Origin of the sequence: Pseudaestuariivita rosea, from assembly GCF_017592335.1 — a bacterium.
GTDB classification, from domain to species: Bacteria; Pseudomonadota; Alphaproteobacteria; order Rhodobacterales; family Rhodobacteraceae; genus Parasulfitobacter; species Parasulfitobacter rosea.
In genome coordinates this window covers 16,756-32,752 of sequence record NZ_JACNMP010000036.1, presented here as the reverse complement: position 1 = coordinate 32,752, position 15,997 = coordinate 16,756, and the positions used below count along the sequence as shown (strand labels likewise).

At 55.8% G+C, this 15,997-nt stretch carries 18 protein-coding genes; 7 read left to right on the top strand and 11 right to left on the bottom strand.

What is annotated here, in order from left to right; all coding sequences use genetic code 11:
- Nucleotides 1-144: 144 nt before the first annotated feature.
- Genes H7848_RS16915 through H7848_RS16885 form a run of 7 tightly spaced genes read right to left on the bottom strand, consistent with a single transcriptional unit; the run spans nt 145 to nt 5,544 of the window.
- Complete coding sequence (locus H7848_RS16915) at nt 145-1,026, bottom strand: lysophospholipid acyltransferase family protein (protein WP_419555523.1); 882 nt, start codon at nt 1,024-1,026, stop codon at nt 145-147.
- A gap of 28 nt (nt 1,027-1,054) precedes the next feature.
- Nucleotides 1,055-1,333 (bottom strand): HPr family phosphocarrier protein, encoded by a 279-nt coding sequence (locus H7848_RS16910; RefSeq protein ID WP_208353875.1) that lies wholly within the window; start codon nt 1,331-1,333, stop codon nt 1,055-1,057.
- Complete coding sequence (locus H7848_RS16905; protein ID WP_208353872.1) at nt 1,330-1,734, bottom strand: PTS sugar transporter subunit IIA; 405 nt, start codon at nt 1,732-1,734, stop codon at nt 1,330-1,332. The genes H7848_RS16910 and H7848_RS16905 overlap by 4 nt, the downstream gene beginning before the upstream one ends.
- A 7-nt stretch (nt 1,735-1,741) precedes the next feature.
- Nucleotides 1,742-2,668: an RNase adapter RapZ gene (gene rapZ, locus H7848_RS16900; RefSeq protein ID WP_208353870.1), complete on the bottom strand. Its 927-nt coding sequence runs from the start codon at nt 2,666-2,668 to the stop codon at nt 1,742-1,744.
- Nucleotides 2,665-3,105, bottom strand: coding sequence for an HPr kinase/phosphorylase (locus tag H7848_RS16895; RefSeq protein ID WP_336512143.1), 441 nt, complete (start codon nt 3,103-3,105; stop codon nt 2,665-2,667). The genes rapZ and H7848_RS16895 overlap by 4 nt, the downstream gene beginning before the upstream one ends.
- Before the next feature lie 6 nt (nt 3,106-3,111).
- The gene (locus H7848_RS16890) at nt 3,112-4,842 is read right to left on the bottom strand and encodes a sensor histidine kinase (RefSeq protein ID WP_208353866.1); all 1,731 of its coding nucleotides are present in this window, start codon (nt 4,840-4,842) and stop codon (nt 3,112-3,114) included.
- On the bottom strand, nt 4,843-5,544 hold the full coding sequence (locus H7848_RS16885) for a response regulator transcription factor (RefSeq protein ID WP_208353865.1): 702 nt from the start codon (nt 5,542-5,544) through the stop codon (nt 4,843-4,845). It lies immediately after the preceding gene.
- Nucleotides 5,545-5,833: 289 nt separating this feature from the next.
- Here H7848_RS16885 and H7848_RS16880 point away from each other — a divergent pair, with 289 nt between their 5' ends.
- On the top strand, nt 5,834-7,432 hold the full coding sequence (locus H7848_RS16880) for a phosphoenolpyruvate carboxykinase (RefSeq protein WP_208353863.1): 1,599 nt from the start codon (nt 5,834-5,836) through the stop codon (nt 7,430-7,432).
- Between the two features lie 380 nt (nt 7,433-7,812).
- Here the strand turns inward: H7848_RS16880 and H7848_RS16875 are convergent, their stop codons facing one another.
- Both H7848_RS16875 and H7848_RS16870 read right to left on the bottom strand, forming a co-directional pair.
- On the bottom strand, nt 7,813-8,283 hold the full coding sequence (locus H7848_RS16875) for a Dps family protein (protein ID WP_208353860.1): 471 nt from the start codon (nt 8,281-8,283) through the stop codon (nt 7,813-7,815).
- A gap of 103 nt (nt 8,284-8,386) precedes the next feature.
- Nucleotides 8,387-8,809: a hypothetical protein gene (locus H7848_RS16870; protein WP_208353858.1), complete on the bottom strand. Its 423-nt coding sequence runs from the start codon at nt 8,807-8,809 to the stop codon at nt 8,387-8,389.
- Between the two features lie 432 nt (nt 8,810-9,241).
- Here H7848_RS16870 and H7848_RS16865 point away from each other — a divergent pair, with 432 nt between their 5' ends.
- The 4 genes from H7848_RS16865 to H7848_RS16850 all read left to right on the top strand — a co-directional run bounded on the left by H7848_RS16865 (nt 9,242) and on the right by H7848_RS16850 (nt 14,017).
- A complete protein-coding gene (locus H7848_RS16865; RefSeq protein WP_208353856.1) occupies nt 9,242-11,041 on the top strand; it encodes a tetratricopeptide repeat protein in 1,800 nt (599 codons plus the stop codon).
- A 10-nt stretch (nt 11,042-11,051) separates the two neighbouring features.
- Nucleotides 11,052-11,948, top strand: a complete 897-nt coding sequence (locus H7848_RS16860; protein WP_208353854.1) for a phosphatase PAP2 family protein — start codon at nt 11,052-11,054, stop codon at nt 11,946-11,948.
- Nucleotides 11,949-11,969: 21 nt separating this feature from the next.
- Nucleotides 11,970-13,361: a S8/S53 family peptidase gene (locus H7848_RS16855; protein WP_208353852.1), complete on the top strand. Its 1,392-nt coding sequence runs from the start codon at nt 11,970-11,972 to the stop codon at nt 13,359-13,361.
- 68 nt (nt 13,362-13,429) lie between these two features.
- On the top strand, nt 13,430-14,017 hold the full coding sequence (locus tag H7848_RS16850; protein ID WP_336512142.1) for a GNAT family N-acetyltransferase: 588 nt from the start codon (nt 13,430-13,432) through the stop codon (nt 14,015-14,017).
- A 98-nt stretch (nt 14,018-14,115) separates the two neighbouring features.
- On the opposite strand, the gene H7848_RS16845 is transcribed toward H7848_RS16850, so the two are convergent.
- A complete protein-coding gene (locus H7848_RS16845; RefSeq protein WP_208353849.1) occupies nt 14,116-14,745 on the bottom strand; it encodes a DnaJ domain-containing protein in 630 nt (209 codons plus the stop codon).
- A 78-nt stretch (nt 14,746-14,823) separates the two neighbouring features.
- On the opposite strand from H7848_RS16845, the gene H7848_RS16840 reads away from it, so the two are divergent.
- Entirely contained in the window at nt 14,824-15,078 is a 255-nt protein-coding gene (locus H7848_RS16840) for a BolA family protein (RefSeq protein ID WP_208353846.1), read from the top strand.
- A 27-nt stretch (nt 15,079-15,105) separates the two neighbouring features.
- Here the strand turns inward: H7848_RS16840 and H7848_RS16835 are convergent, their stop codons facing one another.
- The gene (locus H7848_RS16835) at nt 15,106-15,453 is read right to left on the bottom strand and encodes a DUF4177 domain-containing protein (RefSeq protein ID WP_208353843.1); all 348 of its coding nucleotides are present in this window, start codon (nt 15,451-15,453) and stop codon (nt 15,106-15,108) included.
- A 110-nt stretch (nt 15,454-15,563) separates the two neighbouring features.
- Here H7848_RS16835 and H7848_RS16830 point away from each other — a divergent pair, with 110 nt between their 5' ends.
- Entirely contained in the window at nt 15,564-15,992 is a 429-nt protein-coding gene (locus H7848_RS16830) for a cupin domain-containing protein (RefSeq protein WP_208353841.1), read from the top strand.
- The last annotated feature ends 5 nt before the right edge of the window (nt 15,993-15,997 follow it).

Here is a 15,997-nt window from a genome sequence, read left to right as displayed (position 1 = left end):
CGAGACGCCGCCGAACGCACGATAGAGGCAACATGGCGCAGGATCGGTAAGCTGCTCGACCGCTTCACCCCGCAGGAATGTGCGAATTACCTTGTCAACTCAGGATACGCTTCAACCTGATCTCATCTTGCTCTAGGTTTTTGTTCAGCCTTGCTTTTTCAGCCCAAGCGTCTGATCGCGCAGCCAGCTGATGAAGCCGCGGGGGTTGTCGGACCATTCTTTGATCTCATCGCTATCCAGCGGTTCACCCACCACCGGGCCTTGGGGTTTATTCAGGGCGTGGACCACTTCGTAGATCAGCAGCCCCTGGCGCAGTGTGGCCGAGATGCGGTTGGCCATCTGGTACAACCGCGAATTCTGACCGGGAAAGAAAATCGGCACCACGGTCGCGCCGGATCGTTGGATCATCTTGGCGGTGAAAGGGTGCCATTCGGCCTCAATCGCCGGGCCGAACATCGTTTTGGACGAGGCCACGACGCCCGAGGGGAACAGAACCACAACACCGTCTTTCTTCAAGTGGTCCATGGCCTTTTTGCGCATCTCAAGGTTTTGTTTCAGCGCGTCTTCTTCATGGGGAAAGGGTACGGGGATCATGAACTGGTCGATTTCCTCGACCCCGGTCAGCAGAGACCGGGTCAGTATCTTGTAATCCGTGCGGACGCGGCCCACCAGTTCGGCCAGAACCATACCGTCGATCAGCCCGTGGGGGTGGTTGGCCACAATGATCACAGGACCGGTTTCCGGGATACGCTGGATCTGCGCTGCGGGTGTGATCAGCGATATGCCCATCACATCCAGCGCCTGGCGCCAGAAGGGTTGGCCGTGGGGGGCGCCCATCGCCTCAAACTTACGGATCAGGCGTAACAGAGTGATCTTGCCCGTCATCCACTCCATCGTGCGGATGGTGTTCGCCTTCCACGGATTTGTGAAGGTATTCGCGTAAGACAGCCTACGCATGTCATACGGCACAAAATCCGGATCACCCTGGCGGCTCACATCAAGTTCCTGCTGATAGCTGTCGACCAAAGTCCATCCTCATGCGCTATGACACCGGTCAGGCATCTTCGCCAAATTTATCGGCCACCAGCGCTTCCAGCGCATCGGCCAGTTTCAGCGCCTCTGGGCCCCTAGTTTCGACTTTTATAAAACTTCCTTTCGACGCTGCCAACATCAATAGACCCATTATGCTGTTCCCCGTTGCAGATAACCCATCTTTTGTGACATCTGCCTCTGCGTCATGTGCCTCGACGACTTCGACCAGCCTGGCTGATGCCCGTGCGTGAAGCCCCTTTTCGTTCACAATTTCCAATACGCGACTGATTTGACTTGTCATGAAGACCGTTCTTCGGCGCTCACATTCAATGTGTCAATATATTTACGGCCCGCGATTCTGGCTTTTTCCGCTGCGTCGGCAACCGGAAGCATTCTGGACTTGGCAAGTTTCACCAAAAGCGGCAAATTTGCACCATACAGGATGCGCCGGTTTTGCGGCCCGCAGGCGCGCAATGACAGGTTTGAGGGCGACCCGCCGAACATATCGGTCACGATGACCACGCCGTTGCCTGTGTCAACGGCATCCGCGGCATCACAGATTTCGTTTTGCTTGGCCACGCGGTCATCATCGATTTCAATCGAGATGGCGCGCATGCCTTCCTGTTTGCCAACAACATGTTCCACAGCGGCCAGATATTCCCTGGCCAAACCGCCATGCGCGACGATGACAATACCAATCACGCGGGCCTTACCTTTCCTGGGCCGGGGCGGTCAGGCCGCCACGACGTTCCAATTCACGGTGTCTTGTTGACACCTGCCAGCCTGTCTCTGCAAGGGTCTTTGCCAGATGTTCCGCAACGGCAACGGATCTGTGTTGCCCCCCGGTACACCCGAACCCGATCGACAGGTGCGATTTTCCTTCGTCGATATAAGCCGGCAAAAGCATCCCGGCCAAGGCGGCGATGTGGTCAAAAAAGGGCTGATAGCGGTCGTCCTGCTGGATATAGGCGGCCACCTCGGGCGATTGGCCCGTCAGCGGGCGCAGCGTTTCGTCCCAGTAGGGATTTCGCAGGAAGCGGCAGTCAAAGACCATATCAATGCCACGCGGCAGCCCCCGTTTATAGGAAAACGAATGCAGCGACAGCGCCAGTTGCGCGCGCCCGTCCGGCGCGTACCAGCGTTCGATGTCGGCGCGCAGGTCATGTGGGGTCAGATCCGAGGTGTCCAACAACACATCCGCCCGCACCTTGACCGGGGCCAGCAGGTCGTATTCCCGCTCGATCCCGTCGGCGGGGCTTTCGGCGGGGGCCATGGGGTGGCGGCGGCGCGTTTCGGAATAGCGACGCAACAAAACATCACTGCGGCAATCCAGATACAGCAATTCACTGTCAAATTCGGGCCAGTCGCGCAGTCGGTCAATGGTTTCGATCAGGGCAGTGGCGCTGAAGTCGCGGTTACGCACGTCGATACCAAGCGCCAGAGGCTTCGGATACGGCGGGCCGTCCAACAGACGTGGCAACAGGCTAAGCGGCAGATTATCGATGGTCTCAAACCCGATATCTTCCAGCGCCTTGATAGCCGTCGATCGCCCTGCCCCGGACGGTCCGGTCACAAGTACAATGCGATTTTCGGTTGCTGTCTGCGCCTGCGATGCGGGCGCTGATTGCTGAGTCATTCAGTATCCTGGTTCTGTCGACCAAACTTTAAATATTGCAAAAGCGCTGCGGGGAAATGGGGACCCTCTATTTTGTGAAGACAATCGATTGTGGTGCCTAATATATCGATGTGACGCGCGGGGGGAAGTCTTTGTGTTTCGGTCTGGTCCAGATCGATAACGGCGACCACCCGCGCACTGCCGATCGTTTCTGCGGATAACAGGCCAAGACCGCGCACCTCAATGCTGCCGCGGATCGGATCGGGCGCTGATGCGATCAGGTCCCGGCCATTTGTCCGCAAAGCCGTGTAATCATCAGCGATCAGAGTGGCCCCCTGGGTGATCATCTGCAACGCAAGTGTAGATTTTCCAGCCCCCGAGGCACCGGTGATCAGAAGCGCTTTTTCGTTCACAGCGACCGAACTGCCGCGATAGACGATGTCGGTTTTGGCTGTCACGTCAGGTCAGACAGGCAGGCCAACGACAAAGCGGGCCCCCAGAGGGGGTGAATTGGCATCGCCTTCAGAGGGCCGGATATTTTCGGCCCATATCACGCCGCCGTGGGCCTCGACGATCTGTTTTGAAATCGCCAGGCCCAGGCCTGAGTTGTTGCCAAACTGACCTTCGGGACGTTCGGAATAAAAGCGTTTGAAGATTTTGGACAGGGCCTGTTCGGGGATACCGGGGCCGGTGTCTTCGACCACAATCAGCACGCGGTTTTCACGTTTGCGTGCCCAGATGCGGATTGCGTCATCTTTGCCGCAAAAAGAAATCGCATTGGTGATCAGATTGACAAAGACCTGCGCCAGACGTTCTTCCAGACCCTGCACGCGGATCGGTTTGGCAGGAAAATCGGTGATGAATTCGATGCCTTTTTCGTCTGCATCCCGCTGCAGATGCTCAGCCAGGCGCGTCAGCAGGTTCAGCAGGTCAAAGGTTTCTTCGTCTTCCTTGACCAGTTCACTGTCCAGACGTGACGCGTTCGAGATATCGCTGACCAGCCGGTCAAGGCGCCGGACATCGTGTTCGATGACCTCAAGCAGCCGTTCGCGCTGATCGTCACGTTTAGCCACCCGCATGGTGCCCACGGCAGACCGCAGACTGGCCAGTGGGTTTTTGATTTCATGTGCGACGTCGGCGGCGAACTGTTCATTGGCCTCGATCCGGTCATAAAGCGCACCCACCATCCCGTGCAACGCGCCGGACAATCGGCCTATTTCATCAGGCCGCGCGGTCAGATCGGGAATACGGATACGGCCCGGGGACATCTTGCGCGCGTTCTTGTCCCGCCCCAGTTCGGCGGCAGCGGCCAGATCAGCCAGTGGATTTGCGATGGTCGACGCCAGAACCAGGCTGAGGCCAATAGATACAATGACAGCCAGAAAGAAAATCTGGACAACCTGTTCCCGCTCCGCCCGAACCAGTAGGTCAATTTCGCCCGTGGCACTGCCGACCGCCACGGCACCGATCACAACATCGCCCGCCATGATCGGCGTCACGACCGTAAAAACGGTCAGACCAAAACGGTCCTGGCCCGTGCTGACGTGGGTTTCACCGGCAATCGCATCTGTAAGTAAAAGGCGTGCCTGTTCTTCTGAGGTCAGATCGGGCTGCTGGATCAGTAGCGGCGACAGAAAATCGTTCACGGATGTCCAAGCTGATATCATAAAATCGGTTATGAAGGTCGTTTGAAAATCGGCGCTTAGCCCTTCGATGCGGTCCAATCCTTCTCGCTCCAAGCCTATGCTAGAGGCCACCAATGTCTGATCGGGGTTGTATACAAAAACATCGATCGCATTGCGCAACTGAAGGCGATCCAAACTCTGCTGCACGTTGACGACGTTGCCCACATCCGTATTCAGCAACTGCCCGCTTGGGATCTGGGCCTCAAACACATCTGCAATCAGGAATGCTTCGTCCACCAAGGCCGTTGCGCGCTGAAAGGCAAGATTGTCGCGCGAGGGGTTCATGTAAAGGATACCGACAGCCAGCAGGATCAATGCCATAAGGTTGAATGTGATTATCTTGCGCGCCAGTGGCGACCGGTTGATCGACACAACCCGACGGCGTTCTCGCCGCACCCGAAGTTCTTTGTCAACCGCCCCGTCCGGCGCCACAAAGTCGTCGCCCAGAACGACATCCGCGTCGCGGACAGATTTCAGGTCGTGAATATCGATCTTCGGTGACAGAGTCATCTACTCTTCGTTGTATCTGTATCCGATGCCGTACAGTGTCTCGATGGCCGAAAACTCGTCATCAACGGTCCGCATCTTTTTGCGCAGACGCTTGATATGGCTGTCGATGGTCCGATCGTCCACATAGACCTGATCATCATAGGCCACATCCATCAATTGGTCACGACTTTTTACAAAGCCCGGACGCTGCGCGAGGGCCTGCAAAAGCAGGAATTCGGTGACAGTCAGGGAAACATCGCGCCCCTTCCAGCTGACCGAATGGCGCAACGGGTCCATCGACAGATTGCCACGGACCATCAGTTTGGTGTCTTCGGTCTGACCGACCTCATTCGTTTCGATCGCGTCCTGACGCCGCAGAAGCGCGCGAATCCGTTCAACCAGAAGACGTTGGGAAAACGGTTTTTTAACATAGTCATCGGCCCCCATCCGCAGGCCCAGAACTTCGTCAATTTCATCGTCTTTCGAGGTCAGCATGATGATCGGCATCGAGGTTTTCTGACGCAATCGCTGCAGCAGGTCCATGCCATCCATGCGCGGCATCTTGATGTCCAGAACGGCAATATCAGGCAGTTTTTTGTTGAACGCATCCAGCGCCGATTGACCGTCGTTATAGGTTTCGACCTCAAATCCCTCTGCTTCCAGAGTGATGGAAACAGATGTCAAAATATTCCTGTCATCATCCACCAGTGCGATCTTAGACATGCAATCTTCCCTTATTACAGCCCCAATCCAAGGCCTAACCTATCGCGGTAATGTCCCTTTTTTCTGAAATAGACGCAACAGTTAACTGCGATTCGCGCGCGTCCTGATTTCACATTCAGCCCAGAAACGTGCAATTCCCCCGGAAATCGTCGCAAGGAATTGCCGTGGTTGCGCTAACCTGACGCTGGTTGCGCTAACGTTTCGCTACATCCTGTTCACATTCCGATCCGGCGTGCTAAGGGGAAGCCAACAGCGCAAAATCAGTGGCGCAGTGATCAGGAGAAGTTTGATGACATTGGGACGCGTGAACCCGAACCAGAAACTGGACGACCAGGGCATAACGGGGCTGGGCGCTGTTTACTATAACCTGACCGAACCTGCCCTGATCCAGGCCGCCTTGACGCGCGACGAAGGTACGTTGGGTAACGGCGGTGCCTTTCTGGTGACAACAGGCAAATTCACGGGCCGGTCCCCCAAGGACAAACATGTGGTCAAAACACCCTCGGTTGAGCCGCATATCTGGTGGGACAACAACGCGGCCATGTCACCCGAAGGCTTCGATACCCTTTATGACGACATGCTGGCGCATATGAAGGGCGGCGATTATTTTGTGCAGGATCTGTATGCGGGTGCCGACCCATCGCACCGTCTGGATGTGCGCGTGGTGACTGAACTGGCCTGGCACGGGCTGTTCATCCGCCACATGCTGCGCCGTCCGGACCGGGCAGAGCTGGATGGCTTTACCCCCGACTTCACCGTGATCAACTGCCCCAGCTTCAAAGCCGACCCCGCGCGGCATGATTGCCGCAGCGACACCGTGATCGCGATGAATTTTGACCGCAAGCTGATCCTGATCGGCGGGACCGAATATGCGGGTGAAAATAAAAAATCGGTCTTTACCCTGCTGAATTACCTGCTGCCTGAAAAAGGCATCATGCCGATGCACTGTTCCGCCAATCATGCCGAGGGCAACCCGGTGGATACCGCTGTTTTCTTTGGTCTGTCGGGCACCGGCAAGACGACCCTGTCTGCGGACCCCGACCGCGTGCTGATCGGTGATGACGAACACGGCTGGTCCGACCGCGGCACCTTTAACTTTGAAGGCGGCTGCTATGCCAAGACCATCAACCTCAGCGCCGAGGCCGAGCCCGAGATCTTTGCCACCACGCAAAAATTCGGCACTGTTATCGAAAATATGGTCTTTGACGAAGAAACCTTTGAACTGGATTTCGACGATGACAGCCTGACCGCGAATATGCGCTGTGCGTATCCGCTGGATTATATCTCAAACGCATCGAATACGGCGCTTGGTGGGCATCCGAAGAATATCATCATGCTGACATGCGATGCGTTTGGCGTGTTGCCCCCCATCGCGCGGCTGACCCCGGCGCAGGCGATGTATCACTTTCTGTCGGGTTTCACGTCCAAGGTTGCGGGCACCGAACGCGGCGTGACTGAACCTGAACCCACCTTCAGCACCTGTTTTGGCGCGCCGTTTATGCCGCGGCGGCCCGAAGCCTATGGCAACCTCTTGCGCGAAAAGATCGCCAAGCACGGCGCGACCTGCTGGCTGGTGAACACGGGTTGGACCGGCGGCGCCTATGGCACAGGATCACGCATGCCGATCAAGGCCACACGCGCCCTGCTGACGGCCGCGCTGGATGGATCTTTAAACGAAGCGACATTCCGCAAGGATAACAACTTTGGGTTTGAAGTGCCGGTGACCGTGCCCAATGTCGATGCCGGGCTGCTGGACCCGCGCAGCACATGGGCCGATACGACCGCTTATGATGCGCAGGCCGCCAAGCTTGTCGAGATGTTTGCCGAAAACTTCGCACAATATGTGCCCTTCATCGACGAAGACGTCAAAGCCGCCGCCATCGGGTGAATGTCGACGCAGCTTCAGCCCCGCGACCGTCCGGTGGCGGGGTTTCGTTTTGTCGGATATTTATAAGAAAGGTGGCGCCACCGTCTTTGGGTTGGTTTTGCCAGAAAGGGGCGCTACTCCCCCACCTTCAAGTCTCATGCATGATCTTTCAGGCGGCTTGCACTGTGGGTCGTAAATCCGCAGCGCAAGTTCTGGAAAAACCATTTCCTTGGTTCGACGTCGTGGGATCGGGTTTTAGACGAGAAATGCTAACGCCTGCTTAGGGCGGCGTACGGTGGGATTATGAGTATTTTTGCCAAGAAGAAGGCTGGGAGTGCTCTTTATATCTTCTTCTTGGTCTAAATACTCCGGGGTTTGGGGCAGAGCCCCAATCCGATATCTCAACGCAGATGCGCGCGCAGCATCCAGGCGAATTTTTCGTGGGTCTGACCACGTGCGATGCACAGGTCTTCGGTCAGGGTATCGCCATTTTCGGCCGCCAGTTCGCCGCAGCCAGCAAGCGTCGCCGCAAGAGTTTCTTGCGCAATTTTCATCGTCTCGATCATTTCCTTGTCACCGGCGTGACCGTCATGTTCATCGACCTTTGACCGTTTCAGCATTCCGGCCAGCGTGCCTTCGGCATGTGCGTCCAGCGCCTTGATCCGCTCGGCCAGGTCATCCTGGGCCTGAAAATGGTCTTCATAGATTTCCTGAAACAGCGCGTGCAGCGGACCAAAGGCCATACCTGTCACATTCCAGTGGAAATTCTGCGCCAGCATTGTCGTTACTGCCGTTTCAGCCACAGATTGGTTCAACGCGTCCACCAGTTGGGCGCGCGCATCTGTTGAAAGGGCGGCTGCAGTCTGTGTCATGTCTTGGTCCTTTGATCCGAATAAAAGTGTCAACTTGGCTGGCGTCGTGCTGGCTGACACCATATTTAACGCATTCCGTGGCGTTGCCAAGATGTATTTAGAATTATTCTAAATAATGACAAAATTGCTCGGATATTGACCGCACAAGACCGGCCACATTGCGACGGGCGTGGGCGGGCACACGGGACCGCAGCAGGAACTGAAAACTGTCATCATCCTGCCCCGCGGCGGTTTCGATCAGCCGCATCAGCCAGCTTTCGTCAAATGATACCTCGGCCGTGCCGGGCGCGTGCAGCACAGGGCGTTTGCCAATGGCCTGCGCCAGACACCGCATCAGAACGTGGGCATGGGTATCGCGGGCCGTTTGTTTATCAACCGACAACATCGCACAGGCCTGAAACAGATCGGTCCGGGCCGCGACGCGACATTTGGCGGCGACAAACCGAAGGTGGTTCAGAATCTGCCAGCTGTCACTGCGAACCGCCTGAGGCAGCTGATCGGGCTGAGGATGTCTGAGCGGAATCATTATGCCAGTGTGCCCTTTCTTATTCCTTACTATATTTATAAGAAATATCGTTCCACGCAACCACTCACATTCAGATGGGTTAAAAATGCCGCGGGCAAGACACCGTCACAGACCCAACTGAGTCGGAAATTCGTTTCCAGATCGAAAGTAATGGCACCCAGTAATGCAAAATGATGCAATTTCAGGTACAATTACCTAAAAGATCTTAAACCAAAGGATGTAAAACCCAAAAAAATGCACTCAAAACGCAAAAATTAACGTATTCTTAAGTTTACCTAACGGAAACCTAACGCTGGAAATTGTAGGTTGATTCTGCGTTTGGATGCATCGCTACGGTGCGCAAAGTGAGGATGGCACAATTTCAAATGGGGACCTTCTGGTGGCATATATCATGGCTCCCCCAGCACTCATATTTTGCGAAAAGTTATAGTCATGCGTCAGCACAATGATATCCGCGAACCGGCAGCGGCGCATCCAGACGCACCTTTCCCACCCCAAGACAGGTCCCGGATCAGGACCACTCATCAGACTGATCCGGCGGCCGCCCTTGCCAAGATCCATGTCCTTGGCCCCCTGACAATCACCACCAAAGACGGCACGCCCCTGACGCTGCGCAATCGCAAGGCACAGGGGATGATCGCGCTTTTGGCGCTGGCCCCGCGGGCGCAGCGGACACGCGTCTGGCTTCGGTCGAAACTGTGGAGCGAAAGCGACGAACAGAAATCGTCAACCAGCCTGCGACAGACGGTGTTCGAGATCAAAAAAGATCTGGGCGCGATGACGGATCATATTCTGCAGATTGATCGCCAGTCTATCGCGCTGCGTCTGGACAAGGTCTGGATCGATCTGCCTGCGCTGAAAAATGACCCCGGTTTGTGTCATACGCTTGGTGTGACGCGCGAGACCGAGCTGCTGGAAGGCTGCGACGTTGCCGATGAGGAATTCGAAGAATGGCTGACGGTCGAACGTCAGCTTTGGGATGATCTGGCGCGTAACCTGCCAAAATACCGGCCCGCGCCCGCGCAAAGCCAGGTCGCCAAAATCAGCGATCTGCCAAACATCGCGCCGGTTTACTGTCTGGGCTTCCTGCCCAATATCGAACATGGCTGCAGCGATTTCACGTCACATATCGCCGATCAGATACAGGAAACCGTCGCGCGGAACCTGAAAGAGTTTCAGCCGCTGCAAGTCATTGATTTCCGGTCCTATTCGGATGATCAGATCAATCTGACCCAGGCCTGTGAAGCGGAATTTTTCATCCGTGTTCGCGCGCTGCAGGTCCGGCAAAAGATCACCTTGACCCTGTTTTTGTACCGCACGTCGAACATGACGTATGAGTGGAGCCAATCCATTCAGATGGACGTTGATGAACTGTTTCAGCCCGACAGCATGCTGATGTCGGGGTTCATTTCGCAAAACGTCGAACGGCTGGCGAAATCGATTTTCGAAGATGACATCTATCCCGGTGGCAGTGATGGCCATAATCGCGCGGGCTACACGGCGCTGAACCTGATGTTCAAGCTGGATCACGCCAGTCTGATGCGGTCGATTGATCTGCTGGATCAGGCGCAAAAGGGCAGCGGATATTCGGTGTTTCCGTCGCTTCGATCCTATGCGGCCACTTTTGCATTGGGGGAAAATATTGGCCGGTTGGAAGACGACATGGCCGAACAGACCCGCATTCTGGTGCGCGAAACGCTGGATGCAAACCCGTTCAACAGCATTTCACTGGCCTGTCTGGGGCATGTGATGGGCTATGCCTTTGGTGATCACACCGCCGCGGGGGAACTGATGACGCGGGCCTTGAACCTGAACAGTTCGCAGGCGTTTGTGTGGGATCATTATGCTCTGCACAAGTTTTATATCGGCGAATACGACGCGGCCTATCAGGCCGCCAAACGCGCCAATTATCTGGGCGCCTATAGCCCGATCAGCTATACCTATGAAACCACGTTGGCGATGGCCGCGACGATGCAGGGCCGTCACCGCGAGGCGATTGCTTATGCCAAAAATGCGCTGGCCAAGCAGCCGCGGTTCATCGCGGCCATGCGCTATCTGATCGCGAATTACGGTCATCTGGGTGAAATCGACAAGGCAAAGCGGGCATATGAAAAGCTGATTGCCATCGACCCGGATTTTCAATCGGAATTGACACAGAAAGAGCGTTTTCGACTGACGAACAAGGATGCCGCCACGTTCGTGATCGAGGGGATTAGAAGATCAGAATATTGAAGGAGATATCATGGACAGTGATCTTATATTAAAAGAAAATCGGTTTTTTGTAACATCCAGCGGACTGCAACTGAACGAAGACGGCGGGCAAGAGGTCGGGCCAAGCGACAGCTCGGGCGTGACCATGGCCAGCGGTGGGTCTCTGGTGTCTTTGCTGGCGCTGAACCGGAACCGCAATCGCAATAGAAACCGCAGCCTGAACCGGAACAGAAACCGCAATCGAAACCGCAACAGAAACCGCTATGACATCGATGCTGATAATACGGCACCGGATATGCAGGAACCCTGGAAAGAACGTGAAAAGCTGCATGATCTGATCGATGAATGGATTGATCTGCCGCTGGCGCCGCCCCCTTCAATGGAGGAGCTGCGCCGTCAGTGTCAGGACCTTCTGGTCAAGCAATACCTGCTGACGCAACCCGCCCAGGCCCTGCGCCGTCAGGAGATTACGACCGAAGCCACGTTCGAACTGTCACGCTATCTGCGCCCGCTGAATATCGAAGATGCAGGCGGTTATGACGCGACAATATCGCTGATCCTGAAGGTTATGGCGCTGACCGACGAAATCGGGCTGCGGTACAAGGCGCGGTATAATGTGATGCGGCCCAATCAGCTGGAACCGCGGTTGCGCCCGTTTCTGGATAACCCCGGCCACGCGTCCTATCCCAGCAACCATTCGTTCCAGTCCTTTGCTGTGGCATTCATGATTTCGCGGATGATCCCGGAACACCCCGCCAGCTCGGAACTGTTCCGCAGCGCGCGGCGGATTGCGGAAAACCGGGAATGGGCGGGCGTGCATTATGCCGCTGACAGCAAGGCGGGGCACGATCTGGCCCGCATGGTCGCGCCGGTGCTGGAAAAGGTGCTGCAGGACGAAATGCTGGCAGCCCAGTCTGAATGGATTTGAGACCTTACAGGGATTTGAAAAATGCAAAAACATGTTGAAATTGCTCAGGAAGTTTATACTGACTATGACGCCCTGTGGCATCTGGTGACCATGGGCGTGCTGGACAGTGATCATGCGCCATCCAGCGGCACATCAGCCCAGACGACAAAGCCCATCCGGGTTGCGATGATCGATACATCTGTGGCGGTCGATCACCCGAACCTGAAGGATGCGATCAATCACGATCTGTCGCTGGATCTGTTTTCCAATCGGTTGGGGGCCTTTTCCTATCACGATCCCGACGACAAACTGGGGGCGATTGATCTGAATACGGCGACTGGTGTCACGGCGGGTCTGCCGCGCACGGCGGCGATCCTGTCCGAATTTATCGACCGCCTGTCGCATGGGTCGCGATCCTGGGTTGATGGGGTGCAGCCCACCGTTTCGCCTGCATTTTCATCCCACGGCACGGCGATTGCCGGTCTGATCGGCGGCCGCGCAACGGTTGAAAGCGAGGTCTATGGCGCCAGTGCGGTCCAGCCTTCGCAAATTCCCCTACCCTATCGCGGCGTTGATCCGAATTGCGAAATCGTCCCGATTTCCACCAACTTCGACATTGATCCGGAATCGCTGATCGTGGCGTTCCTGTATGCCGAACTGATTGACGCGGATGTTGTCGTTCTGCCCCGCACGATCCCCGATCCGACGCGGATGTACCCCGAGCTGTCTCAGATCAAGATCGACGGCAAATCACTGATGGAGCTGACCTCGCCCGAGGAACTGACCCATGAGATGTCTGAACTGTGGAACGAACTGGCCGAGCTGATCATCAACGTGTCGATCAACCGGCCCGTGGTCTGCGCCGGTGGCAATAGCAATGAGCTTTACGGCATTTACCCCGCCAATCTGGCCGATGATAATAACGGAATTATCTCGGTCGGGTCGGTCAACGCCAAGGGCTACATCAGCAGCTATTCATCGCACCAGAACGTGACGGTTTTCGCCCCCAGTGACGACGCCGAGGCGTTTTCATCAGCCGAGGTGCGTCTGGACGAACAGCGCCATTCCTACAGCAGCGTGGGCGTGCCGCCGATCAATTCGAACCGCAAGTTTTCGCATTTCGATATCATCTCAACCGATGTGCCCGGCGTGCACGGCTATTCCCGCAGCCCGTTCCAGGGCACTGTGCCCGATGCCGGCATCCGCGAATTCGGGTCGTATTACTGCCGGTTCGGGGGCACTTCGGCGGCATCTGCTTTGGTCGGTGGCTTCCTGGCCCTTGGCCAATCCAGCGGCGCCTTATGCCGCGAAAGCGACGGGATTGCCAAGAAAACCTGGCTTCTGTCGAAATGCGTCCCCCTTGCCAACGAAGCCCCCGACCGCGTGATCCCAAGCTGGACGGGATCAGTGGCGTTTGCGGATAGTCGGGGGTAGATACAGACTGGCGCCGGCGTTCTAGGATGTCGGCACCAACTTCAAATTGATCAGCTTCTGAAACGAAGATGATAGTGTTTCAATCACTTGTAGTGATCCCTTTTTGCTGGCAACTTTTTCGAATGCTAAAGGCGGTTGAACTTGTTGCACCTAGCTTGGATCATGTTGAGCAACGCATGAGCTATCCATCCTCGCCTGAGATTATTCGAATGTATGGCGGTGAACCAACAAGGTCCCTTCAGACCAGCCGGACAACTGCAACTCGGTGGGTCCAGAAATTAATCGATCACCCCTGCGCGTGGGTCATAACCGCTGATGGCCGCATTGTTGGACAGGCACGGTTAGACGATATCAATCAAAAGGACCAGAAAGCCAGATTAGCACTTGGTCTGCTGAGCGAAGGCGATCTTGGAAAGGGTATTGGACGGCAAGCAATACAAAAAGTGTTGGATTATGCATTTGAAGAAATCACCCTAAACAGGGTAGATTTACGGGTTTTGGCGTTCAACAAACGCGCCATTCGATGTTACATGGCTTGTGGTTTTATTGAAGAAGGACGCGAACGAGAGTCCGCTCGAATTTCTGGAAAATGGTACGATGACATAATCATGGGCATTCTAAAGCGAGAGCATCTGTCGCGTAAAAAAGACGTGTAAAACTTGTCAAGTTCGTCTAATGCGAACACCACGCCAATGGTACAGACGCAGTTTCGAAACTAATCAGGGGCTTTTTACCATTCTTGCCAACCCGAAACTCAATCCCTGAAATTGCGGCTTTCCTTGACCTGATCCCAGGCCCAGACGACCTCTTGCAGGCGTTCTTCGTCGGATCGGTCGCCGCCGTTCATGTCAGGGTGAAGTATCTTGATCAAACCCTTGTAAGCCTTGCGAATTTCGGCCTTGGTCCAGTGATCCTGCGCCTCAAGGATATCCAGCGCGCGGCGTTCCTTGGGGGGCAGTTTGCGGGTGCCGGTGATGCTTTTGCCCGGATTGCGCGTGGCGTTTTCGCCTAGCACCTGATGCGCGTCATCGATGCCAAGCCGGGCCCAGGCGCGTTGTTCTTCGGACTTGCCAAAGGGCTTTGTCTCACGTTCCCACACGCGGTCTTTGTCCATCTGCTCAAACAGCTCTTCTTCGCTGGACCCGTCAAAATAATTCCACTTCAGATTATATTCGCGCACGTGTTCCTTGCAGAACCAAAAGAAATCATCCAGCGAATCGGGAGATTTGGGCGCACGATATTTGCCCGGTTCCTGACACCCAGGCTTGTCGCAGACCCGCTGCGAGGTCTCAAACGCCCCCGACATCCCCCTGCGGCCACGGGGATTTTTCTTTTTTGCCGATGAAACCGACATATCGAAACCAAAGGGATCATTTTTCGCCATATCGCTCGCCTCACCTTTTCGACTCGGACGACAGAGTTTAGACTTTCCTGAGAAAGACAAAAGGGGGTTAACAAAAAAATGTCAGTGACCGAGGAAATTCGGCAAAGGTTAGAGGCAAGCTTTCGCCCAAGTGAGTTGGACGTGGTGGATGACAGCGAGGCCCACAGGGGTCATGCCGGTTATCAGGAAGGTGGGGAAAGCCATTTTCAGGTGCGCATGACGGCAGAGGCCCTTGGCCCGATGAGTCGGATCGAAAGGCATCGTGCGGTGCATGATGCGATCGGAAAGGACATCATGGGTCGTATTCACGCCCTGGCGCTGGATCTGAATTAGGTTTTAGATCAAAGCCTTACGACGGGTTTATTCGGCGGCCAGCTTCGCATCAGACAGCGTTGTGTCTTCCGAAACCTTGGCCCGCACCACAACCGGTGTGGGCTTGGCCATCAATTCGGGCTGCAGGTCAGACATCTGAACGCCAAGCTCACGGCGAAACACAAGCATGTTCTGATAAAGCGTGCTTTTGCCGCGCAGGCCGCTGCGTTCTTCCTGCGGCAATGTGTCGGTGCGCAGATATTCCCAGCCCTGCGCGCCGTAGGTATTCATCAAATCTTCCAGCGCATTCGCAAACCGACCTTCGGCCCCTTTGGCGCCGCGGGTTTTCACACCCTTTTTGGGGGCGGGCACAACCTTGTATTCATATGCTGGCATTTGCAGATTCCCCATAATATCAAGTTAAACTATCAATAACCTTCTCTTGTTCCAAGAGATCATGCAGAAACGCCACAGGACGTGGCGAAAAGACAACGAAAGCGGCAGATATGACGGCGGATGATCTGATCGAGCACCTTTATCTGGCGCCGCATCCTGAGGGCGGGTGGTATCGCCAGACCTGGATTGCCGACGCCACGAATGCCGGGCGTGCGGCAGGAACGGCGATTTTCTTTCTGTTGAAGGCCGGCGAGCGTAGCCACTGGCACCGTGTGGATGCGGCCGAGATCTGGCACTTCTACACCGGCGCCCCCTTGCGGCTGCGGATCAGCGCCGATGACACCGGCCCGGCGGTCAGCCATGTGCTGGGCCCCGATATCGCGGGCGGCCAGATGCCCCAGATCATCGTGCCTGTCGGTCACTGGCAGGCAGCCGAGACAACGGGCGATTTTACCCTGGTCGGCTGCACGGTGTCGCCTGCGTTCCAATTTGAGGGCTTCGAGCTGGCGGCAGAGGGGTTTGATATTTCCGAAGGCTGACGCTT